This window comes from Streptomyces sp. ADI95-16 (assembly GCF_003721495.1).
Classification (GTDB): domain Bacteria; phylum Actinomycetota; class Actinomycetes; order Streptomycetales; family Streptomycetaceae; genus Streptomyces; species Streptomyces goshikiensis.
In genome coordinates this window covers 5,313,477-5,337,220 of the sequence record NZ_CP033581.1, presented here as the reverse complement: position 1 = coordinate 5,337,220, position 23,744 = coordinate 5,313,477, and the positions used below count along the sequence as shown (strand labels likewise).

Below are 23,744 nucleotides of genomic sequence, written 5' to 3'. Positions count from 1 at the left end.
TGCGACTGAACTACACGTAGCAGACGTTGACGTTGTATCGCCTTCTGAAGTTTCGTGCACAGTCCGAAATATTCGCGGTTTGGCGCACGTGGGAATGACTTTTCAATCCGAATCCTCTCCCGAGGTGGAGGTCCGGCTGACCGAGATTCTCTGGTACGGCAGAATCGTGGATTCGTTGGACGAGGCACACACCGGAAAGGTCCTCCTGATCGGCCGCGGGGCGGCCCGGATCAGCTCCGACGATGTCCTCATCGCCGACGGATCCCGGTGAACCGGACACGACCAGCTGAAAATAGCGAGCAAGAAATTTCACGACTGCCCCATCGATCCAAAGTTCCGAGAGGACGGGGACGTAACGGCCCCCGCCGCCGCTACCCGGATGGGTCAGCGCGGGGGCGGGGGGGAGGTGGGGAACGCAGGATGGGGGCATGTCGAGAAATGTGCTGCGGGCCGCCGTTGCCGTCGTCGTCGCCGTGGGGCTGGCCGGGGGCTGTTCCGACAGTGGCGGGGAGCAGGAGACCAGGGCCGGCGGGACCGAGGGGGCCGAGCCGCTGAAGTGGGGGGAGTGCGAGGCGCCGACCCCCGCCGAGGGGGGTGGGCAGGCGCCGCCGAAGGACTGGCAGTGCGCCACCCTGCACGTGCCCCTCGACTACGCGAAGCCCGAGGGGGAGACCATTCCGCTCGCGCTCATCCGCGCGAAGGCGCGGGACAAGGAGAAGCGGCTCGGGTCGCTCGTCTTCAACTTCGGCGGGCCCGGCGGATCCGGGATCAGTACGCTCCCCGGCGCGGCCAAGGAGTACGAGGCGCTGCGCGAGCGCTATGACCTGGTCAGCTTCGACCCGCGCGGGGTCGGCGGCAGCGCGCCCGTCCGGTGTGAGGACAACAAGCAGCTCGACGCGTACTACGCGCAGGACAACACCCCCGCCTCCGCGCAGCAGGAGAAGGCCTTCGTCGACGGCATCAAGCAGTACCAGAAGGCCTGCGAGACGAACTCCGGGAAGGTGCTGCCGCACGTCGGCACCGAGAACGCCGCCCGCGACCTGGACCGGATCCGCCAGGCCCTCGGCGACGAGAAGCTGAACTACTTCGGGATCTCCTACGGCACCGAACTCGGCGGGGTCTACGCCCACCTCTTCCCGAAGAACGTCGGCCGGGCCGTCTTCGACGCCGTCGTGGACCCGACCAAGACCTCCGAGGAGGGGGCGCTCGGCCAGGCGAAGGGCTTCCAGCTGGCCCTCGGCAACTGGGCGCAGGACTGCGTGAACCGGGGCGACGACTGCCGGATCCAGGGCAGCACCGCCAAGGAGATCGAGGACAACATCATCAAGCTCCAGAAGGAGCTCGCCGCGCACCCCATCCCCGGTATCGGCGACCGGAAGCTGACCGAGTCCGCCGCCACCAACGGCATCGCCCAGGCCCTGTACTCCAAGGAGCTCTGGCCGCTGCTGGAGCAGGGGCTGGACGAGGCCGAGGGCGGGCAGGGGCAGTTGTTGATGGCGCTGTCCGACGCGCTCAACGGCCGGGATCAGAACGGCAATTACAGCAACATCGGCGCGGCCAACACGGCGATCAACTGCGCCGACTTCAAGGACCGCTACTCGCTGGCGCAGACGAAGGCCAAGCTGCCGGCCTTCCGCGCCGCCTCGCCCGTCTTCGGGGACTTCCTCGGCTGGGCGCTGATGAGCTGCACCGACTGGCCGGTTCCGGGCGCGTGGGAGACCCCGGACGTGTCCGCCCCGGGTTCCGCGCCGATCCTGGTGATCGGCAACACCGGGGACCCCGCGACCCCGTACGAGGGCGCCCGCAACATGGTGGAGCGGCTCGGCCCCGGCGTCGGGGTGGAACTCACGTACAAGGGCGAGGGGCACGGCGCGTACAACAGCGGCGACGCGTGCGTGCAGGCGGCGGTGAACTCGTACCTGCTGGACGGGAAGGTGCCGGGCGCGAACACCGTATGCACGCCGACCAAGACTCCGTCGGTTGCGCCTTCCGCCCCTCCCGAGCCCCTCGGGGTGTGAGAGAAGCGGACGTGAGAGAAACGGACGTGAGAGAAGCGGACGTGAGAGAAGGGCCGTGTCCGCGCGTTTCGGCGCGGGCACGGCCCTTCCCGGTACGGCTTCCGGTGCGGCCTAGTAGACCGGCTTCTCGGGTTCGATCTGGTGGACCCAGCCGATGACGCCGCCGCCGACGTGCACCGCGTCCGCGAAGCCCGCGGACTTCAGGACCGCGAGGACTTCCGCACTGCGGACACCCGTCTTGCAGTGCAAGACGATGCGCTTGTCCTGCGGCAGGTCCTGGAGGGCCGTGCCCATCAGGAACTCGCCCTTGGGGATCAGCTTCGCGCCGGGGATCGAGACGATCTCGTACTCGTTGACCTCGCGGACGTCGATGATCTCGATCGGCTCGTCGCCGTCGATCCACTCCTTGAGCTGCTTCGGAGTGATCGTGGAGCCGGCGGCCGCCTCCTGGGCCTCCTCCGACACGACGCCGCAGAAGGCCTCGTAGTCGATGAGCTCGGTGACGGTCGCGTTCGGGCCGCAGACCGCGCAGTCGGGGTCCTTGCGGACCTTGACCTGGCGGTACTGCATCTCCAGGGCGTCGTAGATCATCAGACGGCCGACCAGCGGCTCGCCGACGCCGGTGAGGACCTTGATGGCCTCGGTGACCTGGATGGACCCGATGGACGCGCAGAGCACGCCCAGCACGCCGCCCTCGGCGCAGCTCGGGACCATGCCCGGCGGCGGCGGCTCCGGGTACAGGCAGCGGTAGCACGGCCCGTGCTCGGACCAGAAGACCGAGGCCTGGCCGTCGAAGCGGTAGATCGAACCCCATACGTACGGCTTGTTCAGCAGTACGCAGGCGTCGTTGACGAGGTAGCGCGTGGCGAAGTTGTCCGTGCCGTCGACGATGAGGTCGTACTGGCTGAAGATCTCCATCACGTTCTCGGCTTCGAGCCGCTCTTCGTGAAGGACCACGTTGACGTACGGGTTGATGCCCAGCACGCTGTCACGGGCCGACTCGGCCTTGGAACGGCCGATGTCCGCCTGGCTGTGGATGATCTGGCGCTGCAGGTTCGACTCGTCGACCTCGTCGAACTCCACGATGCCCAGCGTGCCGACGCCGGCCGCGGCCAGGTACATGAGGGCGGGCGAGCCGAGGCCGCCCGCGCCCACGGCCAGCACCTTGGCGTTCTTCAGGCGCTTCTGGCCGTCCATCCCGACGTCCGGGATGATCAGGTGGCGGGAGTACCGACGGACCTCGTCAACGGTGAGCTCAGCAGCCGGCTCGACCAGGGGTGGCAGCGACACGGGGACTCCGTAGATTGCTATGTCTGAACGGTTGTTCTTCCCGTAACACTGCCACGCCCCTCTTCATTCCGAGACACCCAGTCCGATGCGTGAGACGATTTCGTCCCAGTACGCGGGCATCGAGGCCCATGGGTCCCGGTCCCCGGCGCCCCTGCGGTCGGTGAACCAGACGGTGCCGGCGCCCTGCCAGCGCGCGATCCGGACGGCCTCCTCCAGATGCGTGCGCGGCACCCCGTGCACCAGGTGGCAGAACCGCTCCGGCGGGTGGTCGGAGGTCCATTCGGCCACCTGCGACCAGCGGTAGTCGGCCCACCCCCCGGAGAAGGTCACCAGCTGGTCGGCCGCGTCCGCGTAGCCCGCGTACGGGTGGGTGCCGTGCCCGAGCACGATCCGGAGCCCGTCGCCGAGCCCCCGCAGGGCGTCCACGACCCGGCGCACCGCTTCGAGTTCCTCCCGGTCGGCCGGGGCGTCGGCGAGGTAGAACCCGCCCACCCGGTACCAGTCCCGGAAGCGGTGGGCGTCGGAGACCAGCTCCCCGAAGGACCGCTTCCCGTCCCGCATCGCAAGATGGCCCAGTACGGTCCCGCCGGCCTCCCGGAGCTTGGCCGCCGCCTCCGTGCAGTGCGGGTCGGGCCGGCCGCCCGGCCCGTCCGTCACGTTGAGCACGGCCCAGTGCAGCGGGGTCCCGGGCCGGGTCAGCTCGGCCCATTCCACCGGGGCGAGCAGCGGGTGCGCGTACCCGGGGATCCCGAAGCCCATGCCGCCGGCCCGGGCGCCCGGCAGCCGGGCCCCCGGCGGGGTGGTCAGATGCGGCACGCCGCCTCCATCCAGATGTCCGCGAGGGACTCCTCCAGGTTGATCCGGGGCCGCCAGCCGAGCCGGTCGCGGGCCGTGCGTACGTCGGCCTGCTGCCAGGCGCCGCAGCCGTCCGGGTAGGGGTACGGGGGCGGCAGCGCGCCCGCGAGCTGCTCGGGCGTCGCCTCGGAGCGCGGGGAGCCGATCGCGGCCAGGCCGGCCGTCCGTCCCGGGTGGCCGTGTCCGGAGCCGGGACCGTGGCCGGGTCCGTGACCGGCGCCGTGCTGCCGGTCCCCGGTGTTCGGTACGTCGAGCTCGTACAGCGAGCCTCCGTACCCGGCGACCCTGGCGAGCACGGCCGCCGCGTCGCGGAGCCGGACCGCGCGGCCGGTGCCGATGTTCACGACGCCCTGGGCCGCGGAGAGCGAGGCGGCGTGCACGGCCCGCGCCACGTCCCGTACGTCCACGAAGTCGCGCTGCACGCCGAGCCCGCTCAGCTTGAGCTCGCCGTCCCCGGCCTGCATCGCCCGCCGCATGGCCTCGGCGAGGCGGCCGAGCGGGGACCCGGCCGGGGTGCCGGGTCCGACGGGCGAGAAGACCCGCAGGACGACCGCGTCCAGCCCGGACCCGAGGACCAGCTCCGTGGCGGCGAGTTTGCTGACGCCGTACGGCCCGCCGGGTCTCGGCACGGCGTCCTCGGCCGTGGACGACCCGGGCTGGCTGGGCCCGTACTCGGCGGCGCAGCCGAGCTGGACGAGCCGGGCCCCGCAGCCGCTGCGGCGCAGCGACTCGCAGATGGTGGCGACGGCGACGGTGTTGTGCCGGGTCAGTTCCCGGGCGCCGCCGCGGGTGGCGCCGGCGCAGTTGATGACGACGCCCGGGTGGACGGCGTCGAGGAACCGGGTGAGCGCGCCGGGGCTCCCGGTGGCGAGGTCGAAGCGGACGTCGGCGTCGTCACCGCGGCCGAGCGCGGTGAGCTGGACGGCGGGGTCGGCGAGCAGCCGGTCCGCGACGTAGCGGCCGAGGTATCCGTTGGCTCCGATCAGCAGCACCCTCATCGCGCGGCCCCTTGGTTGGTTGGCTGGCCGGTCATCCTGTTTCTCCTTGGTCGGTGGGTAGGGGGTACGGGGCTTCGGCGTCGGCTCCGAAGGACGGGTGGCGAAAGGACTGGGGATAGAGGGGACAGGGGGGACAGAGGGGTTACGGGTGTCAGGGCCGGTCGTCCCTGACGGGTGCGTGCGCCGACGCGCGGGACAGCGCGAGGACGGCGAGTACGAGGAGCCCCGCGGCGGCCGCGGCCGCCGCGGCCGGGATCAGCGCGAGGACCAGCGCGGCGGCGACGGACCTGCGGTGGGCGCCGCGGGCTCCGTGGCTGAGCAGCAGCCGGGTCAGGAACAGCAGCACCGCGAGCGGTACGGCCTCGGCGAGCGGCGCCCCGGCGAGCGCGGCCGCCCCCGCGGCGGCCGCGGTGAACAGGGTGAGCACCCCGAGGAACAGCGGCCTCGCCCCGGCGGCGAACTCCTCCAGGGCCCGGCTCCCGGCGAGCCTGCGCCGGGCCAGGGCCGCGTATCCGGCGGCGGCCAGGTACCCGGGCAGGACGGTCAGGGCGAGGGCGACGGCGAGGACGGCGCCGTGCCGGTACGTGGCCCAGCCGACGGTGAGCGCGGCGAGCAGGTGCGCGAGCCCGGGGAACCGCCCCCCGGCGGTCCGGCCGGGCCGTACCAGGGCGGCGACCACCGCCGCCACCGCGACGGGCCCGGCCCACGCCACCCCGGCGGCGCTCACGCCGAGGGCGAGGGCCCCGGGCAGCAGGGCGTACCCGAGGCGGCGCAGCGCCCGCGGGGCCGCGGTACGGGCCGGTCGGGCGGGGCCCGGCGGGGCCTCCCCGCGCGGGGTCCGCGCGTACAGCTCCTCGGCGAGGGAGAAGACGTCCCGGTGCCGGAACCGCGCGGCGGTGCGGTCGGTGAGGCCGTGCGCCTCCAGGCCGGCGGCGATCTCCAGCGGGTCCACGGCCCGCTCGCAGAGCGCCCGGTGCCGGTGGAGCAGGGTTTTGACGGGGTCCCCGGCGGGCCGCCGCCGGGGGGTCACGGGTACCGCTTCCTCGACGCTCATACGGCGGCCTCCGAGCTCCGCGCGGCCTCAGCGGCGGCGTCGCCCCCGCCCGCAGCGCCGACAACGCCCCCGCCGCCACCAGGCCGTTCGGCACCCCCGGCACCGACACCCGCACCCGCGCCGGCACGCCCGGTACCCACACCCGCACCCGCACCGGCACGCCCGGTACCCACAGCGGCACCCGCACCGGCCCGTTCGGCATCCGCGCCCGCGCCGCCGGCGCCCGCCGGCCCCGTGGAGTCCGGCACCGCCACCGGCACCGGCGCCCACGTCGGCGTCGTCCAGTGGCCCGGAACCCGCGCCTCGGGCGGCTGCGCGAACGGGACGTCCCCGTCCGGCCGGGCGGGGCCCCGGGCCAGCAGCTGGAGGTAGATCTCCCGGAAGGCGGCCACGTTCTGCTCGATGGTGAACAGTTCCAGCGCCCGCGCCCGCGCGGCCGCGCCCAGCCGCCGCGCCCGGGCCGGGTCGCGCAGCAGCGACAGGCAGGCGTCGGCCAGCGCCCGGGGGTTGCGCGGCGGCACCACGAGCCCGGTCCCGCCGATCACCTCGCAGACCGCTCCCGCATCGGTGGACACGGTGGCCCGGCCGCAGAACATGGCCTCGGCCAGGGTGATCGGGAAGCCCTCGACGACGGAGGACAGCACGACCACCCGCCCGGCCCCGTACGCGTCGGCCGACGAGGGCACGTCGGGGCCGCCGATCTCCTCGAAGGTGACGGGGTTCTCCCCCGCCGTGACCGCGTCGGCGGCCTCGTCCGGGAAGAGCTGCGCGGCCAGCGACCGGCAGTCGGCGAGGTAGTCGGGCGCCGCACCGGTCGCGAAGATCCGCAGCCGGGTGCCCGGTTCGGCCCGCCGCACCTCGGCGAACGCGTGCAGCAGGGCGATGAGGTCCTTGGCGGGCTCCACCCGGCCGACCCACACCAGCGTGTCCGGGTCCCCGGAGTCGGGGGCCTCCCCGACGGTGGCGAATCGGTCCGCCTCCATCCCCGGGTAGACGGTCCGCAGCCGGTCCCGGCTGGCGCCGCAGCGCTCCTGCCAGCGCCGGGCGTGGGCGTTGCCGGGGGTCAGGAAGTCGGCCTCGGCGTAGATCTCGCCGGCGAGCCGGGTGTGGAAGGCGGCGAGCAGGGCGCGTACGGCGGGCCGCCGCCTCCCGTCGGAGTGCTCCAGGTAGTGGGCGCGCAGCCGGACCCCGTACTCGGTGACGAGCAGCGGCACCCCGAAGAAGCGTTTGGCCAGCAGTCCGGGGATGGCCGCGACCCCGCCCGCGGCCGCGTGGCAGACGTCCACCGCGCCGAGCTCCTCGTACCAGTCGAGGGACAGCGGCCGCAGCGCGCGCTCCAGTTCGTCAACGAACTCCAGCAGGTCCGGCACCTGCGCGGTCCGTACGGCGCGGCTCGCGCCCGGCGCCCGGCAGGCCGACTCCACGGCCCGCACGGCGGTCTCGGAGCGCAGCGCCGCGTACAGCCCGCCCTGTTCCCGGGCGAGTTCGGCCAGTCCGTACAGTCCGGCGGCGAAGGGCTCGGCCTCGCCCTCGCAGATCCCGCGGACCAGTTCCCGGAAGCGTTCGGCGAAGCGGCGGCGCTCGCGCCAGTTGTAGCTGCGGCCGTCGTCGGCGGGGGCCCACAGCGGGGCGGTCCAGACGCGCGTGACGTGCTCCGGCAGGAGGACCCGGCCGTGTTCCTCCTGCTCGGCGCTGCGGCTCAGCGCGTAGAGCTCGAACTCGTGCTGCGGGAGCCCGCGCACCAGCCGGTCACACCACAGCCTCGCCTCTCCCGTCGCATACGGATAACCACCTTCCGTGAGCAGTCCGATCCGCACGAGTGGCACCCCCGATCTCCCGTCCAGGCGGTCGTCGTCGGTCCGGCGACCCGCCGCGGAAGAACTCAAGCGGATATGCCGAAGGCGCGACGGACGGTTGTCCGTCGCGCCACCGGAAGGGGTGAAGAGTCGTAACTTTCCCGTACGGTTCGCGTTCGAGCGCGCTAGGAAGGGCCTACGGCCCTGTGGCGGCGGGCGGCGGCGAGTTCCGGGTCGAGGAGCGGTACCGCGTCGAGCAGCTGCCGGGTGTAGGGGTGCGCCGGCCGCTCGTACACCTCGTCCACCGGGCCCTCCTCGACGATCTCGCCGCCGCGCATGACGGCGACCCGGTCGCTGACCTGCCGGACCACGGCGAGGTCGTGCGCGATGAAGACGAGCGCGATGCCGAGCTCCTGCTGGAGCTCCGCCAGCAGGGCGGTGACCTGCGCCTGCGTGGTGACGTCGAGGGCGGAGACGGGTTCGTCGCAGACGATCAGCCGGGGCCGGGGCGCCAGGGCGCGGGCGATGCCGACGCGCTGGCGCTGGCCGCCGCTGAACTCGTGCGGGTAGCGGTCGTAGTGCCCGCGCTCCAGTCCGACGCGTTCGAGGAGCGCCCCGACGCGGTCCCGGACGGCGGCCTCGTCCCGTTCCCCGGCGGCGCGCAGCGGGTCGGCGATGGACTCGCCGACCGAGCGGCGCGGGTTGAGGGAGGACACCGGGTCCTGGAAGACCATCTGGACCCCGGCCGGGATGCCGCGGGCTTCGTCGCCCGCGTGGCGGACCTGTCCGGAGCTGGGTTCCAGCAGCCCGACGAGCATCCGGCCGAGGGTGCTCTTGCCGCTGCCGCTCTCGCCGACGACGCCCAGGGTCTCGCCCGCGCGGACGGCGAGCGAGACGCCGCCGACGGCGGTGACCCGGCGCTTGCCGCGCCCGAACTCCCGGCGCAGCCCGAGCGCCTCGACGACGGGCACGTCCGCCCCGGGGCCGCCCGCCGCCCCGGAGGCACCGCCCGCCGCACCCGACGCCGCCCCGGACGCACCGGCCGCCGCACCGGCGCCGCCCGCCGCACCCGACGCCGCCGCCCCCGACAACCCGGCGGACGCGGCGGCCGTCCCCGCGGCCGTTTCCCGGGCCGGGCGGGGCTTTCGCGGCGCGTCCAGCCGGGGTACGGCCGCCAGCAGGGCCCGGGTGTACGGGTCCGCCGGCCCGGCCAGTACTTCCGCCACCGGCCCCCGCTCCACGGCGTGGCCGTCCCGCATGACGAGCAGCTCGTCCACGCTCTCCGCCGCCACGCCCACGTCGTGCGTGACGAGCAGCAGCCCGAGCCCCTCCTCCCGGCGCAGCCCGTGCAGCAGGTCCAGGATCTGCGCCTGCACGGTGACGTCCAGCGCGGTGGTCGGCTCGTCGGCGATGAGCAGCCGCGGTTCGCAGGCCAGGGCCATGGCGATCAGCGCCCGCTGGCGCATGCCGCCGCTGAACTCGTGCGGCCGCGCGCGGGAGCGGCGGACGGCGTCGGGGATGCCGACGCGGTCCAGGACGGTCACGGCGCGGGCGCGGGCGGCCCGCCGGGAGACGGCCGCGTGGACCCGGTACACCTCGGCGATCTGGTCGCCCACGGCGTAGTACGGGTCCAGGGAGCTGAGCGGGTCCTGGAAGACCATCGCGGCGGCGGCGCCGCGCAGCCGGCGCAGCTCTGCGGCGGAGGCACCGCCGACGTCGGTGCCGCCCACGCGTACGGTGCCGCCGAGCCGGGTGCCGGTGCCCCGGTGCAGGCCCAGCAGGGCGGCGGCCACGGTGGACTTGCCGCTCCCGGACTCGCCGACGATGCCCAGGGCGTGCCCCGGCCCCATCGTGAAGGAGACGCCGTCCACGGCCCGTACGTACGCGCCGGGGCCCCCGACCGGGAAGTCGACGACGAGGTCGCGCACGTCCACGAGGAGGTCGCTCATGACAGGGTCACCCTTCGGTCGGCGACGGCGTACAGCAGGTCGGCGACGGCTCCGGCGATCACGACGGCCGTGCCGATGGCCAGGACGACTCCGACGACGACGGGCAGGTCCACGACCCGGACCCCGTCGATGAGGGTCTTGCCGAGGCCGGGGATGCCGAACAGGGACTCGGTCAGCACGGCGCCTCCGATCATCGTCCCGAAGTCCACGGCGCTGAGGGCGATCACGGGCGCGACGGCGCCGCGCACCGCGTGGCGGGTGACCAGGGCCCGCTCCCCCACCCCGTAGGCGCGGAAGGTGCGGATGTGGTCCTCGGCCAGCGTTTCCAGGGTGGAACTGCGCGTGATGCGGGCGTACTTGGCGCTTTCGAAGACGCCGAGGGTGATCCAGGGCAGCAGCAGGTTCCACGCCCACTGCTCGGCGTCCTCGCCGAACGGCACGTAGGTCGGGAAGGGGAGCCACTGGAGGTAGGCGCAGACGGCCATGAGGAGCAGCAGCCCGAGGATGAAGACGGGGGTGCCGGTCGCGGCGAGGGTGAGCACGGTCAGGACCCGCTCGGTGGCCCCGCCGCGCCGCAGCGCGGACAGCAGTCCGGTGCCCACGCCGACGACGAGCCAGATCACCAGCGCGCCGAGCGCCAGCGAGAAGGTGGCGGGCAGCCGTTCCAGGAGCAGCTCGGTGACCTGCCGGTCGTTCTGGTACGAGAATCCGAGGCAGGGCGCGTCGCAGTGCAGCACGGCGGCGCCGCCGGAGTAGTCGCGGCCGGCCAGCAGTCCCTGGAGGAAGCGCAGGTACTGCACGACGACGGAGTCGTTCAGTCCGAGCTGCTCACGCACCTGGGCGATCTGCGCCGGGTTGCAGCGTTCCCCGCAGGCGAGGCGGGCGGGGTCGCCGGGGGCGACGTAGAAGAGGGCGTAGACGGCGAGGGAGAGGACGAGCAGGACCAGCAGGGCCCCGCCGAGCCGTCCGAGCACGAAGCGGGTCACGCCGTGCGCTCCTTTCTGGTGCCGACCCGCAGGCGCGAGCCCGCGCGCGGGTCGAGGGCCGTGCGGACGCCGTCGCCGAGGACGGTGAAGGCGAGCACGGTGACGAAGAGCAGCCCGGCGGGGAGGAGCACGTAGGCGGGGTCGGCGCGGAACCAGGTCTGGGCGCCGGACAGCATCTGCCCCCAGGACGGGGTGGGCGGTTTGACGCCGACCCCGAGGAAGGAGAGCGAGGCCTCGATCACCATGTTGGTGGGGACCTTGAGCGCGGCGAGGGTGATGACGGGCGCGGCGAGGGAGGGCAGCAGTTCGCGGCGGGCGATCCGCAGGGTGGAGTTGCCCGACAGCCGGGCCGCTTCGACGAAGTCGAGGCCGCGCAGGGAGAGGGTCTGGGCCCGCACCATGCGGGCGACGCCGCCCCAGTCGAGGATCCCGATGGCCAGGACCAGCAGCAGCGGCCGCGGGAAGTCGGGCGGTACGACGGCGGTCAGCGCGATGGCGAGCACCAGCAGCGGCAGGGCGATCATCACGTCGGTGACGCGGGCGATGAGCCGGCCGAGGAGGCGGTTGCCGAGGGCGGCGGTGAGTCCGGCGACGACCCCGAGGAGGACCTGGAGGACGGTCGCGCCGAGGGCGACGAGCAGCGAGACCCGCGCCCCGTAGAGCAGCCGGGTGAACAGGTCGCGGCCGGTGCCGGGTTCGACGCCGAGCCAGTGGTCGCCGGAGATCCCGCCGAAGGAGCCGAGCGGGACGCCGCCGCGCGCGGAGTCGACGAGGTCGTCGTGGTAGGCGTTCGGGTCCTGGCCGCTGAGCTGGGCGAGCAGGGGCGCGGCGAGGGCGAGGAGGACGAGCAGCGCCAGTGCGCCGCCCGCGAGGACGGCGGCGGGCCGGCGGCGCAGCCGGCGCCAGGCCCGGGGCGCGGCGCCCGCGCCCGGGGCGAGGGCCCCGGGCGCGGGCGCGGCCGGTTCGAGGAGGACGGTCACTTGACGGAGACCTGCGAGATGTCGAGGACGCCGGTCCAGTCGCTGATGACGACGTTCTTGACGTCCTTGCCGACGAGCCGCTTGTAGACCGGGTGGAACAGCGGCACGTCGAGGGCCTGCTCGCCGATCTTCTTGTCGAGCGCGCCCCAGCGCTTGCCGGCGGCCGCGAGGTCGGTGAGCTTGGCGATCTCGTCGATCTCGGTGTTCACGGCCGGGTCGTCGAGCTGCGCGTGGTTGTAGTTGGAGCCGTTGGTGACGATCTGCCGGCCGTCGAAGATCGGCGCGAGGAAGGGGCCGCCGGACGGCCAGTCGGCGCCCCAGCGGGAGAGGAAGAAGCCGGGGGTGTTCTTGGCGTCCCAGCGCCGCTCGTTGAAGGCGTTGTTCTCCAGGCCCTCCAGCTTGACGGTGATCCCGGCCGCGGCGAGGGCCTGCTGGACGGCGGTCGCGATCTCGGGGCCGGTCTGCCGGTTCTGCGCGGTGTTGTGGGTCAGGGTGATGCTGATGCCGTCGGGGAAGCCGGCCTCCTTCAGCAGCTCTCTGGCCTTCGCCGCGTCGCCGGTGGCGCCGGCCGGGAAGTGGTCGTACTTCGTGAAGCCGAAGGCCTCCTGCTCGGGCAGGAAGGTGGTGGCGGGCTCGGCCAGCGCCGAGCCGCCCGCCGCGTTGACGACACTGGTGCGGTTGACGGCGTACGAGATGGCCTGGCGCACCTTCGGGTTGTCGAAGGGGGCGACCTTGGGGTTGAAGGCGAGGTAGTTGGTGTAGCCGAAGTGGCCGGTGCCGACGCGCGCCGCGAGCTGCTTGTCGCCGCCGATCTGGGCCAGCTCGGCGGGGCCGAGGTTGGTGTCGGTGGTGATGGCGGCGGCGTCGGCGCCGGAGCTGGTGGAGAGCCGCTGGTTGATGACGGCCGCGTCGAGACCGGAGCGGACGTCGATCTTGTCCGGGTAGGCCTTGCGCTCCTCGTCGGTCTTCGGGTCCCAGTGCTCGTTGCGCTCCAGGGTGAGGTGCTCGCCGTCGCCGTCGTTCTTGACGACCTTGTACGGGCCGGAGGAGACCGGGTGTTCCTCGTACGTGACGCCGGTGTCCTTGGCCTTGGGCACGGGGGCGAACTGGGTCTGGGTGGCGAGGAAGGGGAATTCGCCCTCGGGCTTGCGCAGCTTGAAGGTGATCGTCTTCTCGTCCGGCACGACGATCGAGTCGAGGCCCTTGCCGCCGTTCTTGTACGGGCCCTCGTACGACTCGCCGCCGATGAGCCAGTCCCGCAGGTAGGGGGCGCCGCCCGACAGCTCGGCGGCGAAGGAGCGCTCGATGCCGTACTTGATGTCGGCGGTGGTGATCGGGGTGCCGTCCTCGTACTTCAGGCCGTCCTTGAGGGTGTACGTCCACTCGGTGGCGTCGGCGTTCGCCTTGCCGGTGTCGGTGGCGAGGTCGGGCACGACCTTGGTGCCGGCCGCGCCGTCCTCGCGGTTGCGGGTGGTGAGCGTACGGAACACCAGCGAGGGAACGTTTCCGCCGCCCGAGGTGTAGAGGCGGGCCGGGTCGAAGTCGCTCTGCGGCTCGGCGTTCAGGACGGTCAGCGTGCCGCCCTCGCGCGGGGCGCCGCCCGGCGCGCCGGAGCCCGAACCGGCTTTTTCCGTACCGCCCTTGGGCCCGCACGCCGCGGCGCCCCCGGCCAGTACGAGGCTGACGGCGACCGCGGCCACGCGGCGCGATGTGTGGGACTGACGGAGCATGGGAAAGGGACCTCTCGGCGTGAAGGGGAATGCGGAAGGGGGCCACGCGAGGGGCAGCGTCCGGCAGTCGTCGAATGCCGGATCAATGAACGGCGTCAAAGGGAAAGCCGCACCCGCGGGCATGGGCGGGCCCGGGCGCGGCGAAACAGGAGGAAGAAATGCGTCGCGCGCTCAGGCAGGCGTCAGCGACAGAGAACGTCGGACACGCTGTGCGCGGTCACACCAAGCAGCGCCCGCTCAATGGCGGCGCTCGCGGAAGTGGTGTGGCGGTGCGACATGCGGAGAACAATTACCGATCATCGGACAGGTTGTCAATGCCGAATTCGGTCCACGCACCGCCATTTCCCGTCAACTGCCCGGAAACACCCAAGGGTTGGGTAGACAGTGAATTCCTTCGAGGTCCAGGGACTTCGTCTGCTGCTGCATGATCGGAGCGAGCGCGCCGGGCGTCCGGCAGCTCACGTGCCCGTGTCCGAGCCGGTGTCCGACCTCGTGGTTGATGAGCATCTGCCGGTAGGCGAACATCGCGTTCGGGCCGAACGTCACCGAGCCCTGCGCCCAGCGGAACGCGTTGATCATCACCCGCTGGGTGGACGCGGAGTCGCAGGAGACGTTGTCGACGGTGGTGTCCAGGTCGGACTTGGCGCACCAGAACCCGGTGGTCCCCGGACTGGCCAGCGTGATCACGAAGTCGGCCTCGCCGCCCGGGACCCGCTCGAAGGTCATCGCGCCCTTGTGGGACCAGCTGCGGTCGTCGTTGAGGGTGCGCTGGACGGCCTCGGCGAACAGCTGCGGGTCCAGACCCAGGCCCTGCTCGACATCGACGCGGTAGCGCACCAGCTTGCCCTTGCCGGGCGCCTTGGCCACGCCGGGCACGGTGTCGAAGGTCCCCGGGCCCTTGAGCTTCGCGTCGATGGGGAACTGCAGGGCCATCTTCTGCTCGAACGTCAGCTCCGGCGCGGCCGGGGCCGCCGCGCCGGGGGTGGCACGGCCGTCGCCGCGCGAGGCGGCGGACTGGCCGGGCACGGCGCGGCCCGCGTCGCCCCCGGCGCTGACGGCGTCGGCCCTGGTCTTGCCCGTCGTCGTCAGCTGCCCGGCGACGACGACGGCGATGACGGTGGTGACGGCCAGGGCGGCCATCCCGGTGTACACACGGGCCTTCCTGCTCCGGGAGGGACCGGCCGGCGGGACCTCCTCGCCCTCGGCCGGGTCGGCCGGCGCGTCCGGGTCGGCCGGGGTCGCCGGACGGCCCGGGCCGGACGGGCCCGTCGCCTCGGTCCGCGTCACCGGACCGGCGGGCGCGCCCGGTCTGCGGGGCCCCGGTACCAGACGGTGGGAGCCCGTGGAGGTGTCCGCGTCGAGCTCCGACTGCCCGAGCGTGACCCGCGGGAACCCGGCGGCCGGGGTCACGGAGGCCGGTGCGACGGCTTCCGGGACGGTGGCCGCCCCGGAGAGCCGGGTGCGCGGCACCCCCTGCCAGTCCCCGTGGACGGCGTCGCCGGCCGGGCCGTCGGGGGCGGGGCCGTCGGCGGAAGGCGCCTCGGCAGCGGCTCCCCAGGCACCACCGGGCTCGCGCAGCTGCGGGTGGTCCCCGCCGCGCGCCGCCGGCCCGGGCCGCGCCGGGGGCACGTACCCCCGGTGCGTGACGGTGGGCTCGGCGGTGCGCCCGTACGGCTCGAACGGGTCGCGCGAGGCCCTGAAGGCGTCGAATCCGTCGGCGGAGGCGTGCGAGTCCTGCGGCGGCGCGTACGCCTCGTAGGCCCCCGAGTCCTCCTGCGTTCCGTACGACTCGTGCGCCTCGTAGGGCGCGGGCTCCGCCGGCACCGGCCGGGCGGGGGCGGGCCCGCTCCCAGGGGCAGGCTCCTTGCGACTATGTCGTCCCACAGGTCGTCAGCCTCTGCCGTCGTCGTTGTTGTTGTCGTTGCCGGCGTCGTTGCCGGCGTCGTTGCCGGCGTTCCGGTCGGTGGCACCCGCGCCCACTCCGGTGTCGCTCAGCATCTCCCTGAAGGCGGCTCCCACCACCTCGGGATACTCCATCATCGCCACGTGCCCGGCCTCGGGCAGACACAGCAGCCGCGAACCCCGGAAGGCCGCGGCCGCCTTGCGCGCCATACGGTACGAGACCAACTGGTCCCGGGCGCCGTAGATCAGCAGGGTCGGAGCGAGGACCCGCTGCGCCTGGCGCCACAGTCCGTGCTGCCCACCCAGGGTGTACGCGTCGACGATGCCCCGCGAGGAGCGGGTCAGCGCGTCCCAGAAGTACGGCAGCGCCATGCGCCGTTCCATCTCCTCGACCGCGTCGCGGAAGCCCTGCGGCGTCACCCGCCCGGGGTCCCCGTAACAGAGGCCCATCACCCCGCGGGTGCGCTGCTCGGCGCTCAGCTCCCGGGTCAGCCGCCCGACCATCCCCGCCACCCCGGGCAGCGCCAACAGCGCCGTCGGCACCGCCGACTTCTGCACGCGCAGCTCCGGCAGCGCGGGCGAGACCAGCGTCAGCGTGCTCACCAGGTCCGGCCGGACGGCCGCGACGCGGGTGGAGACCGCGCCGCCGAGGGAGTTGCCGAACAGGTGCACGGGCCCGCGCCCGGCGGCGTCGAGGTGGCGGATGACGACGCGGGCGAGCGCGGTCAGGGAGTAGTCGCGGTCGGCGGGCGGCGGGGACCAGCCGAAGCCCGGCAGGTCCAGGGCCTCGCCGTCGACGGTGTCGGCCAGCCGCGCCATCAGATCGGACCAGTTCTGAGAGGAACCGCCGAGTCCGTGCACGAACAGCGCGGGCGGCAGCCCCTCCCGCTCCGGCGGGCGTACCCGGACGTTCAGTTCCAGTCCGGACAACCGGACGGTGCGCAGCTGCTCGCCGTCGGCCACTCGGACCGCTCCCACCTGGGAAGACGGCTCGGGATTGGCCCGTACGCCCGGCAGCTCGGTCGAAGACATGGGGCAATGTTACGAGACGATCACGCCCGGCCTCTTGTGTTCGCCGTCACAGGTCTGCTCTGGCGGCTCCCCCGCGATCCTCCTAGGCTCGTAGTGAGTACGGCCGTGCTCGATCAGGCGGCGTGGAAGGCGAGGGGAGCGGCATGACTGTCGACCCTGCGGAACCGGACACTTTCCGGGAGCAGCTCCGGGAGACCCTCGACGCGGAAGCGCCCGAGGCGGACGCGGCTGAGCAGCACACCGAGCTGCAGCCGAGCGAGGACGACCCGCTCACCTCCGTGGACGGGAGCGAAGCGACCGACGGGGACGCCTTCGAGCAGGCCCGGGTGGTCCCCCTGGACGAGGACGACTACCGCTGACCAGCGCGTCAGACCGGTCCGTACCGCGAGAAAACTCGGATTGAACCCTCCAGATTCGGTTACCGAAAAGTACGATGGCGGCGCGGCGCAGAGCGCACTGTGTTCTTAGAGAAAGTGGGAGGCGGCGTGACAGCCATCGAGCAGACGGAGGCAGCGCGTCCCCGGGGCACGCGACTGCCGCGCCGAGCCCGGCGCAACCAGCTGCTGGGCGCGGCCCAGGAGGTTTTCGTCGCCCACGGCTACCACGCGGCGGCCATGGACGACATCGCCGAGCGTGCGGGTGTCAGCAAGCCGGTGCTCTACCAGCACTTCCCCGGCAAGCTCGACCTCTACCTGGCGCTGCTGGACCAGCACTGCGAGGCGCTGCTGCTGGCCGTGCGCACGGCGCTCGCCTCGACGAGCGACAACAAGCTGCGCGTCGCCGCGACGATGGACGCCTACTTCGCGTACGTCGAGGACGAGGGCGGCGCCTTCCGGCTGGTCTTCGAGTCCGACCTGACGAACGAGCCGGCGGTGCGCGAGCGCGTCGACCGGGTCTCGCTCCAGTGCGCGGAGGCGATCTCGGACGTCATCGCGGAGGACACCGGCCTGTCGAAGGACGAGTCGATGCTCCTGGCCGTGGGCCTGGGCGGGGTGTCCCAGGTCGTGGCCCGGTACTGGCTGTCGAGCGAGAGCCCGGTCGCCCGCGACACCGCGGTCGGTCTGCTGACCTCGCTCGCCTGGCGCGGCATCGCCGGCTTCCCGCTGCACGCCGCCGAGGCCGGCCAGGTCTGACGGCGTCCGGCCGTGCCCCTGACATGCCGCTGTTCGCTGCGAGCGTGTCCGGGCACGGCGTGCGCGTCCCCTCTCCGGGCTAATGTGGTCCGGGTACGGCGCGGCTGATCGCGCGAACCGGACCGTCGGAGGGACAAAGCCGTGGAGGTCAAGATCGGCGTGCAGCACGCACCCCGGGAGATCGTGCTGGAGAGCGACCTGAGCGCCGAGGAGCTGGAGCGCATCGTCACCGCGGCGCTGACCGGCTCGGCGCCGCTGCTGAGCCTGACCGACAACAAGGGCCGCAAGGTCCTCGTGCCGGCCGAGCGGCTCTCGTACGTGGATCTGGGCGAGCCCAGCGCGCGCAAGGTCGGTTTCGGGGCGCTCTGAGGAGTCGGCTGCGAAGCACCGAGAACACGGGAAACGGCCTGGTGGATGATTCCACCAGGCCGTTTCCTTGTCTTCCGCTTCGGGTAGGACCGCAGTTGAACCGGTTGCCTGACCTCGGGAGGGAAATCCATGCTGCTGATCGAAGTGCTCGGCTCCGCTCTGCTGGGCCTCGCCCTGTCCGCGGCGGCCGTGCGCCTGCTCGCGACCCGGCTGCCGGCTCCCGGAATCGTGCTGGTCAGCGGGATGCTCGGGGCGCTCTTCGGGGCGTATCTCACCCACACCGCGCTCGGCCCGGGCCACAACAACCTGCCGGCGGTCTTCGGCGGCGGGGTGCTGGTGTCGGCGGTCGTCCTGTCGCTGCTGCTGCGTCCCGCGGCGGGGGCCGGGAGGTCGCCCCAGCGGGCTCCGTTTTCACTTCCGTCGCGGGGGTGAACACCAACACCGCGAGTAGCCGTCTTCCGGAGCACGGCGTACGTCGGCCCCGGCGCGGAGTGCTTCCGCGCCGGGGCCGGCGTACGTACGGGTGGGGCTCAGGCGGCGAGGCCGAGCGCGGCCATCCGCTTGGTGTGCGCCTTCGTGATGCGGGTGAACATCTCGCCGACGGCGGCGAGGTCGAAACCGGCGGCCATGCCGTCCACACCGCCGACCAGCATCGTGGAGAGCGCGTCACGCTCCGCGACCACGCGCTGGGCCTGCGAGAGGGCCTCGCCCATCAGCCGCCGGGCCCACAGCGCGAGCCGGCCGCCGCAGCGCGGATCGGCCTCGATCGCGGCGCGCACCTTCTCGACGGCGAAGTTGCCGTGGCCCGTGTCGTCGAGCACACCGAGGACGAGGGCGCGGGTGTCGGTGTCGAGGTGGCTGGCGACCTCGCGGTAGAAGTCGCTGGCGATCGAATCGCCGACGTACGCCTTGACCAGGCCTTCCAGCCAGTCCGAGGGAGCGGTCTGGCGGTGGAAGTCGTCGACGCCCTTGGCGAAGGGCTCCATCGCGGCGGTGGGCTCGACGTCGATCGCCGAGAGCCGGTCGCGCAGCCGCTCGAAGTGGTGGAACTCGGCGGAGGCCATCTTCGCGAGCTCGGCCTTGTCGTCAAGGGTGGGCGCGAGCTTCGCGTCCTCCGCCAGGCGCTCGAAGGCCGCGAGCTCTCCGTACGCCAGCGCGCCGAGCAGGTCCTCGACGGCGGCCCGGTACTGCGGCGAGGCGGAGGCGGTGGCCCAGTCCTGGGCTGCGATTCCGACCGCCTCGGCGGGGTTGCTGTCGTCGGCGGGCGATGCGTTTTCAACGGTCGACATGCTCCGCACAATAGCCCGCCGAAAGGGCCCGCAAGGCACCGCCTCTTGTCGCAGTCGGCCCGTGTAAACGCGACTCCCAGGTGAATTCACCCAACACAGCTGCGCGAATCCGGGGTACAGTGGTAATGCGCCTGCCGAATACTCGGCGGGCCATCAGAATGAGGATGCCCGGTCGGTGGCCCGATCGGCTCCACCTGACCGCCCTCGGCGTGATGCGTACGTTCATGCGTACCGCGTCCCACGAGGGGCCCCCTCAGCGGCAGAAGCGCTTGAGCGAAGGCCAGTGGTCCCGCGCAGCTTTGTGTGGCGCCCCCGAAGGTGGGGGCGCAGTACTGCAAGCCCGGCACGGTACGACCCCCCTCGCCGCCTCGCGCCGCGTCTCACAGAAGAGGCAGCACCCTGACTACGTTCCGAGACCTTGGGATCTTTCCCGAGACCGCCGAAGCCCTTGAGGCCGTCGGCATCGTGTCCCCCTTCCCGATCCAGGAGATGACCCTCCCCGTCGCCCTTTCCGGCACGGACGTCATCGGCCAGGCCAAGACCGGTACCGGCAAGACGCTCGGTTTCGGCCTTCCGCTGCTGGAGCGGGTCATCGTCCCCGCGGACGTCGAGGTCGGCCGGGCCACGCCCGACCAGCTGACCGACGCCCCGCAGGCCCTCGTGGTGGTTCCGACCCGCGAGCTGTGCACCCAGGTCACCAACGACCTCCTGACGGCGGGCAAGGTCCGCAACGTCCGCGTCCTCGCCATATACGGCGGCCGCGCGTACGAGCCCCAGGTCGAGGCGCTCAAGAAGGGCGTCGACGTCATCGTCGGCACCCCGGGCCGCCTCCTGGACCTGGCCGGGCAGAAGAAGCTCGACCTCTCCCGCGTCAAGGCCCTCGTCCTCGACGAGGCCGACGAGATGCTCGACCTGGGCTTCCTGCCCGACGTCGAGAAGATCATGAACTACCTGCCGCCGAAGCGTCAGACGATGCTGTTCTCGGCGACCATGCCGGGCGCGGTCATCGGACTGGCCCGCCGGTACATGACGCAGCCGACGCACATCCGCGCCACCTCCCCCGAGGGCGAGGGCGTGACGGTCGCCAACATCAAGCAGCACGTCTTCCGTGCGCACAACATGGACAAGCCGGAGCTCGTCTCCCGCATCCTGCAGGCCGAGGGTCGTGGCCTCGCCATGATCTTCTGCCGCACCAAGCGCACGGCGGCCGACATCGCCGAGCAGCTGGAGAAGCGCGGCTTCGCCTCCGGCGCCGTCCACGGCGACCTGGGCCAGGGCGCGCGCGAGCAGGCGCTGCGGGCGTTCCGCAACGGCAAGGTCGACGTGCTGGTCTGCACCGACGTCGCCGCGCGCGGTATCGACGTCGAGGGCGTCACCCACGTCATCAACTACCAGGCGCCCGAGGACGAGAAGACCTTCCTGCACCGCGTGGGCCGCACCGGCCGCGCGGGCAACAAGGGCATCGCCGTCACGCTCGTCGACTGGGACGACATCCCGCGCTGGCAGCTGATCAACAAGGCGCTGGAGCTGGACTTCCACGACCCGGTCGAGACGTACTCCACGTCCCCGCACCTGTTCGAGGAAATGAACATCCCGGCCGGCACCAAGGGCATCCTGCCGCGCGCCGAGCGCACCCGGGCCGGCCTGAAGGCCGAGAACCTGGAGGACCTGGGCGAGACCGGCGGCCGCGGTGGCCGTGGCGGTCGCGGCCCGGCCGCCGCCGCCGCGCCGGTCGCGGAGGAGCGTCCCGCGCGCACCCGTACGCCGCGTCAGCGCCGCCGTACCCGCAGTGGTTCGGAGCTGGGCTCCGAGGCCGCCGTCGTCGCCGCTCCGGTGACCCCGGCCGCCCCGGCTGCTCCCGAGGCGCCGGCCGCCGACGAGCCGCGCAGGCCGCGCCGTCGCCGCACCCGTGCGTCGGCTCCGGGCACGCTGGTCGAGGCCGCCCCGGTCGTGGTGGCTCCGGCCGCCCCGGTCGTCGAGCCGGACTTCCAGATGGCCCCGCCGGTGGAGCCCGTCAGGGCCCGCCGCACCCGGACCCGCAAGGCTCCGGCCGCCGAGGTCGTGGCGCAGGCCGCCGTGGTGGAGGTTCCGGCCCCGGCCGCCGCCGTCGCCGTGGTCGAGGAGGCTCCGGTCAAGCCGAAGCGGACCCGGACCCGCAAGGTCGCCGAGGCCGCGCCGGTCGAGGCCGCCGCTGTTGCCGTCGTCGCCGAGGAGGCTCCGGTCAAGCCGAAGCGGACCCGGACCCGCAAGGTCGCCGAGGCCGCGCCGGTCGAGGCCGCCGCTGCCGCCGCCGCCGCCGCCGAGGAGGCCCCGGTCAAGCCGAAGCGCACCCGGACCCGCAAGGTCGCCGAGGCCGCGCCGGAGGCGTAACCCCGCTCGCCGGATGGCCCCGATCCCCCGTTCCGGGGGGTCGGGGCCTTCTGCGTACCTCCCTACGGGCCGGTAACCTCGGGACATGAGCAAGCCGCCGCGCATCACGCTGCCCTCCGACGCCCGCGCGTACCTCCTGGCCACCGCACGGGGGGAGTTCGCCGTGCACGAGGCCGGTGCGCCGGTGCGCGGCACCGCCCTCCTGGTGCCCGGTTACACGGGCAGCAAGGAGGACTTCATCGGCATGCTGGAGCCGCTGGCGGCGGCCGGCTACCGGGTGGTCGCGGTCGACGGGCGCGGCCAGTACGAGAGCCCGGGCCCGCGCGAGGAGTCCGCGTACACGCTGGAGGAGCTGGCCCGGGACGTGCTCGCCCAGGCCGGCGCCCTCGGCGCCGCCGGCCCGCTGCACCTGCTCGGCCACTCGCTCGGCGGGCTGGTCGTCCGGACGGCCGTGGTGCGCGACCCTGCACCGTTCGCGAGCCTCGCGCTGCTGAGCACCGGCCCCGGAGCCGTCTGCGAGGACCAGCGCGGCCGGACGAAGCTGCTGGTCGCCGCCCTGGAGGCGATGGGGGACGACATGCCCGCCATCTGGGCGGCCATGCGCGCCCAGGACCCTCGGGACGCCGCCCCGGACTCCCCCGAGATGCTGGAGTTCCTGCGCGGGCGGTGGCTGGCCACGGTCCCGGAGCAGCTGATCGGCACCGGCCGGGCGCTGATATCGGAGCCCGACCGGATCGACGACCTGGTGCGGGTGGCGCCGGAGCTGCCGAAGCTGGTGCTGTCGGGGGTCAGCGACCCGGTCTGGCCGGTCTCCGCGATGGACGACATGGCCCGGCGCCTCGGCGCGGGGCGGGTGGTGATCCCGGGTACGGAGCACTCCCCGAACGCCGAGGAGCCGGGCGCGACGGCGGCGGCGCTGGCGGCGTTCTGGGACGCCTCCGCGCGGTGACGCCGGCCGGTCGTTAGCCCCGATAGTTAGTCAGTGAAAAAATTTCCTTAGCGTAGGGAATGTTTGCGCCTTACACTTCGTTGGACCCTGTGTATGGAGAACACTGACGAAGGGAGAAGCCCGTGCGCTTCGAGATTCTGCGCCTGGACGATGTCGACGGAAGCGCCGTGGACAGCACCGTCGTGGACGCGGCCTCCGTCAACCGGATCGTGCAGCAGGCGGCCGCGATCGGCCAGCGCATTCTGATCCGACCGGCCGAGAGTGCGTCCTCCTGACACCTCGTGAAAACGTCGAACGCCCCCGTGACCCGAAGGTCGCGGGGGCGTTCGTGTGTCCGGCGTCCGTGTGTCCGGCCGCAGGTCAGGAGGTGTGGATGACCTGGAGCACGCCGTTGATGATCTGCTGGACGGCGATCGCGGAGAGCATCATGCCGGCCAGCCGCGTCACGAGCACGACACCGCCGTCCTTGATGACCCGGATGATCACGAGCGAGTAGCGCATCGTCACCCACAGCACGACGTGCATGGCGGCGATCGCGGCCCAGACCGAGACCTGGCCGGAGAACCCGTCGGCCTTCTGGACGGCGAGGATCACGGAGACGATGGCGCCGGGCCCGGCGAGCAGCGGCATGCCGAGCGGGACGAGCGCGACGTTGACGTCCTTGGTCTGCTTCGGCTCGTCGGTCTTGCCGGTGAGCAGGTCGAGCGCGATCAGCAGGAGCAGCAGACCACCGGCGATCATCAGCGCCGGGACGGAGACGTGCAGGTAGTCCAGGATCTGCTGGCCGCAGATGCCGAAGACGGCGATGACGCCGAAGGCCACGCACACGGCCTGCCAGGCCATGCGGCGCTGGACTTTGGCGGGCCGGCCGGAGGTCAGCGCCAGAAAGATCGGCGTGATGCCCGGCGGGTCCATAATCACAAAAAGCGTGAGAAAAAGGGATCCGAAGACGGCGAAGTCAAACACAGTGATGCCTTGCAGGAGAGAGGGGTGTGCACAACAGGGCGAGCCCCGCGGGGTAGGGAAGCGGGGAAAAGCGGCCAG

At 72.8% G+C, this 23,744-nt stretch carries 22 protein-coding genes; 8 read left to right on the top strand and 14 right to left on the bottom strand.

Annotated features, from left to right (window positions below):
* The first annotated feature begins 428 nt into the window (after nucleotides 1-428).
* Nucleotides 429-2,018, top strand: a complete 1,590-nt coding sequence (locus EES41_RS24000; RefSeq protein WP_123080268.1) for an alpha/beta hydrolase — start codon at nucleotides 429-431, stop codon at nucleotides 2,016-2,018.
* A 111-nt stretch (nucleotides 2,019-2,129) separates the two neighbouring features.
* Here the strand turns inward: EES41_RS24000 and moeZ are convergent, their stop codons facing one another.
* The 12 genes from moeZ to EES41_RS23945 all read right to left on the bottom strand — a co-directional run bounded on the left by moeZ (nucleotide 2,130) and on the right by EES41_RS23945 (nucleotide 16,590).
* Nucleotides 2,130-3,308 carry an adenylyltransferase/sulfurtransferase MoeZ gene (moeZ, locus tag EES41_RS23995; RefSeq protein WP_008743835.1) on the bottom strand — a complete coding sequence of 393 codons (1,179 nt, stop codon included), beginning with the start codon at nucleotides 3,306-3,308 and terminating at the stop codon, nucleotides 2,130-2,132.
* Nucleotides 3,309-3,371: 63 nt separating this feature from the next.
* Entirely contained in the window at nucleotides 3,372-4,124 is a 753-nt protein-coding gene (locus EES41_RS23990; RefSeq protein WP_174261725.1) for a spherulation-specific family 4 protein, read from the bottom strand.
* On the bottom strand, nucleotides 4,112-5,161 hold the full coding sequence (locus EES41_RS23985; protein ID WP_123080267.1) for an NAD-dependent epimerase/dehydratase family protein: 1,050 nt from the start codon (nucleotides 5,159-5,161) through the stop codon (nucleotides 4,112-4,114). The genes EES41_RS23990 and EES41_RS23985 overlap by 13 nt, the downstream gene beginning before the upstream one ends.
* 151 nt (nucleotides 5,162-5,312) lie before the next feature.
* On the bottom strand, nucleotides 5,313-6,215 hold the full coding sequence (locus EES41_RS23980) for a hypothetical protein (RefSeq protein ID WP_123080266.1): 903 nt from the start codon (nucleotides 6,213-6,215) through the stop codon (nucleotides 5,313-5,315).
* Entirely contained in the window at nucleotides 6,212-8,032 is a 1,821-nt protein-coding gene (locus EES41_RS23975) for a DUF3492 domain-containing protein (RefSeq protein WP_254211555.1), read from the bottom strand. The genes EES41_RS23980 and EES41_RS23975 overlap by 4 nt, the downstream gene beginning before the upstream one ends.
* Before the next feature lie 164 nt (nucleotides 8,033-8,196).
* On the bottom strand, nucleotides 8,197-9,960 hold the full coding sequence (locus EES41_RS23970; RefSeq protein WP_123080265.1) for an ABC transporter ATP-binding protein: 1,764 nt from the start codon (nucleotides 9,958-9,960) through the stop codon (nucleotides 8,197-8,199).
* A complete protein-coding gene (locus EES41_RS23965) occupies nucleotides 9,957-10,946 on the bottom strand; it encodes an ABC transporter permease (RefSeq protein ID WP_123080264.1) in 990 nt (329 codons plus the stop codon). Before EES41_RS23965 ends, EES41_RS23970 begins: the two co-directional genes overlap by 4 nt.
* The gene (locus EES41_RS23960; RefSeq protein WP_123080263.1) at nucleotides 10,943-11,926 is read right to left on the bottom strand and encodes an ABC transporter permease; all 984 of its coding nucleotides are present in this window, start codon (nucleotides 11,924-11,926) and stop codon (nucleotides 10,943-10,945) included. The genes EES41_RS23965 and EES41_RS23960 overlap by 4 nt, the downstream gene beginning before the upstream one ends.
* On the bottom strand, nucleotides 11,923-13,656 hold the full coding sequence (locus tag EES41_RS23955) for an ABC transporter substrate-binding protein (protein WP_123080262.1): 1,734 nt from the start codon (nucleotides 13,654-13,656) through the stop codon (nucleotides 11,923-11,925). The genes EES41_RS23960 and EES41_RS23955 overlap by 4 nt, the downstream gene beginning before the upstream one ends.
* A 182-nt stretch (nucleotides 13,657-13,838) precedes the next feature.
* Nucleotides 13,839-13,934, bottom strand: coding sequence for an Ms4533A family Cys-rich leader peptide (locus tag EES41_RS44240; protein ID WP_322870819.1), 96 nt, complete (start codon nucleotides 13,932-13,934; stop codon nucleotides 13,839-13,841).
* A 70-nt stretch (nucleotides 13,935-14,004) separates the two neighbouring features.
* Nucleotides 14,005-15,540, bottom strand: coding sequence for a DUF3152 domain-containing protein (locus tag EES41_RS23950; protein ID WP_254211554.1), 1,536 nt, complete (start codon nucleotides 15,538-15,540; stop codon nucleotides 14,005-14,007).
* A 6-nt stretch (nucleotides 15,541-15,546) separates the two neighbouring features.
* A complete protein-coding gene (locus EES41_RS23945; protein WP_123080260.1) occupies nucleotides 15,547-16,590 on the bottom strand; it encodes an alpha/beta fold hydrolase in 1,044 nt (347 codons plus the stop codon).
* A gap of 143 nt (nucleotides 16,591-16,733) precedes the next feature.
* Here EES41_RS23945 and EES41_RS23940 point away from each other — a divergent pair, with 143 nt between their 5' ends.
* The 4 genes from EES41_RS23940 (at nucleotide 16,734) to EES41_RS23925 (ending at nucleotide 18,524) form a co-directional block, all read left to right on the top strand.
* Complete coding sequence (locus EES41_RS23940; RefSeq protein WP_123082660.1) at nucleotides 16,734-16,949, top strand: hypothetical protein; 216 nt, start codon at nucleotides 16,734-16,736, stop codon at nucleotides 16,947-16,949.
* A gap of 126 nt (nucleotides 16,950-17,075) precedes the next feature.
* Nucleotides 17,076-17,723, top strand: coding sequence for a TetR/AcrR family transcriptional regulator (locus EES41_RS23935; protein ID WP_123080259.1), 648 nt, complete (start codon nucleotides 17,076-17,078; stop codon nucleotides 17,721-17,723).
* A 141-nt stretch (nucleotides 17,724-17,864) separates the two neighbouring features.
* Nucleotides 17,865-18,092 (top strand): DUF3107 domain-containing protein, encoded by a 228-nt coding sequence (locus tag EES41_RS23930; protein WP_123080258.1) that lies wholly within the window; start codon nucleotides 17,865-17,867, stop codon nucleotides 18,090-18,092.
* Between the two features lie 129 nt (nucleotides 18,093-18,221).
* Nucleotides 18,222-18,524 carry a hypothetical protein gene (locus EES41_RS23925; protein ID WP_008737147.1) on the top strand — a complete coding sequence of 101 codons (303 nt, stop codon included), beginning with the start codon at nucleotides 18,222-18,224 and terminating at the stop codon, nucleotides 18,522-18,524.
* Nucleotides 18,525-18,622: 98 nt separating this feature from the next.
* Here the strand turns inward: EES41_RS23925 and EES41_RS23920 are convergent, their stop codons facing one another.
* The gene (locus EES41_RS23920) at nucleotides 18,623-19,381 is read right to left on the bottom strand and encodes a ferritin-like fold-containing protein (protein WP_037790866.1); all 759 of its coding nucleotides are present in this window, start codon (nucleotides 19,379-19,381) and stop codon (nucleotides 18,623-18,625) included.
* A 465-nt stretch (nucleotides 19,382-19,846) separates the two neighbouring features.
* Between EES41_RS23920 and EES41_RS23915 the strand changes: the two genes are divergently transcribed.
* From EES41_RS23915 to EES41_RS41585, 3 genes are all read left to right on the top strand, one after another.
* Nucleotides 19,847-21,751 (top strand): DEAD/DEAH box helicase, encoded by a 1,905-nt coding sequence (locus EES41_RS23915; RefSeq protein WP_254211553.1) that lies wholly within the window; start codon nucleotides 19,847-19,849, stop codon nucleotides 21,749-21,751.
* Nucleotides 21,752-21,836: 85 nt separating this feature from the next.
* Nucleotides 21,837-22,700: an alpha/beta fold hydrolase gene (locus EES41_RS23910; RefSeq protein ID WP_123080257.1), complete on the top strand. Its 864-nt coding sequence runs from the start codon at nucleotides 21,837-21,839 to the stop codon at nucleotides 22,698-22,700.
* A gap of 122 nt (nucleotides 22,701-22,822) precedes the next feature.
* Complete coding sequence (locus EES41_RS41585) at nucleotides 22,823-22,975, top strand: hypothetical protein (protein WP_164495937.1); 153 nt, start codon at nucleotides 22,823-22,825, stop codon at nucleotides 22,973-22,975.
* 85 nt (nucleotides 22,976-23,060) lie between these two features.
* Here the strand turns inward: EES41_RS41585 and EES41_RS23905 are convergent, their stop codons facing one another.
* Nucleotides 23,061-23,666 (bottom strand): MarC family protein, encoded by a 606-nt coding sequence (locus tag EES41_RS23905; RefSeq protein ID WP_008737156.1) that lies wholly within the window; start codon nucleotides 23,664-23,666, stop codon nucleotides 23,061-23,063.
* Between the last annotated feature and the right edge of the window lie 78 nt (nucleotides 23,667-23,744).

Coding starts and splice junctions, on each gene's coding strand:
- EES41_RS24000 (WP_123080268.1), top strand. CDS start 429: ATGTCGAGAAATGTGCTGCGGGCCGCCGTTGCCGTCGTCGTCGCCGTG.
- EES41_RS23985 (WP_123080267.1), bottom strand. CDS start 5,161: ATGAGGGTGCTGCTGATCGGAGCCAACGGATACCTCGGCCGCTACGTC.
- EES41_RS23980 (WP_123080266.1), bottom strand. CDS start 6,215: ATGAGCGTCGAGGAAGCGGTACCCGTGACCCCCCGGCGGCGGCCCGCC.
- EES41_RS23970 (WP_123080265.1), bottom strand. CDS start 9,960: ATGAGCGACCTCCTCGTGGACGTGCGCGACCTCGTCGTCGACTTCCCG.
- EES41_RS23955 (WP_123080262.1), bottom strand. CDS start 13,656: ATGCTCCGTCAGTCCCACACATCGCGCCGCGTGGCCGCGGTCGCCGTC.
- EES41_RS44240 (WP_322870819.1), bottom strand. CDS start 13,934: ATGTCGCACCGCCACACCACTTCCGCGAGCGCCGCCATTGAGCGGGCG.
- EES41_RS23945 (WP_123080260.1), bottom strand. CDS start 16,590: ATGTCTTCGACCGAGCTGCCGGGCGTACGGGCCAATCCCGAGCCGTCT.
- EES41_RS23940 (WP_123082660.1), top strand. CDS start 16,734: ATGACTGTCGACCCTGCGGAACCGGACACTTTCCGGGAGCAGCTCCGG.
- EES41_RS23925 (WP_008737147.1), top strand. CDS start 18,222: ATGCTGCTGATCGAAGTGCTCGGCTCCGCTCTGCTGGGCCTCGCCCTG.
- EES41_RS23920 (WP_037790866.1), bottom strand. CDS start 19,381: ATGTCGACCGTTGAAAACGCATCGCCCGCCGACGACAGCAACCCCGCC.
- EES41_RS23910 (WP_123080257.1), top strand. CDS start 21,837: ATGAGCAAGCCGCCGCGCATCACGCTGCCCTCCGACGCCCGCGCGTAC.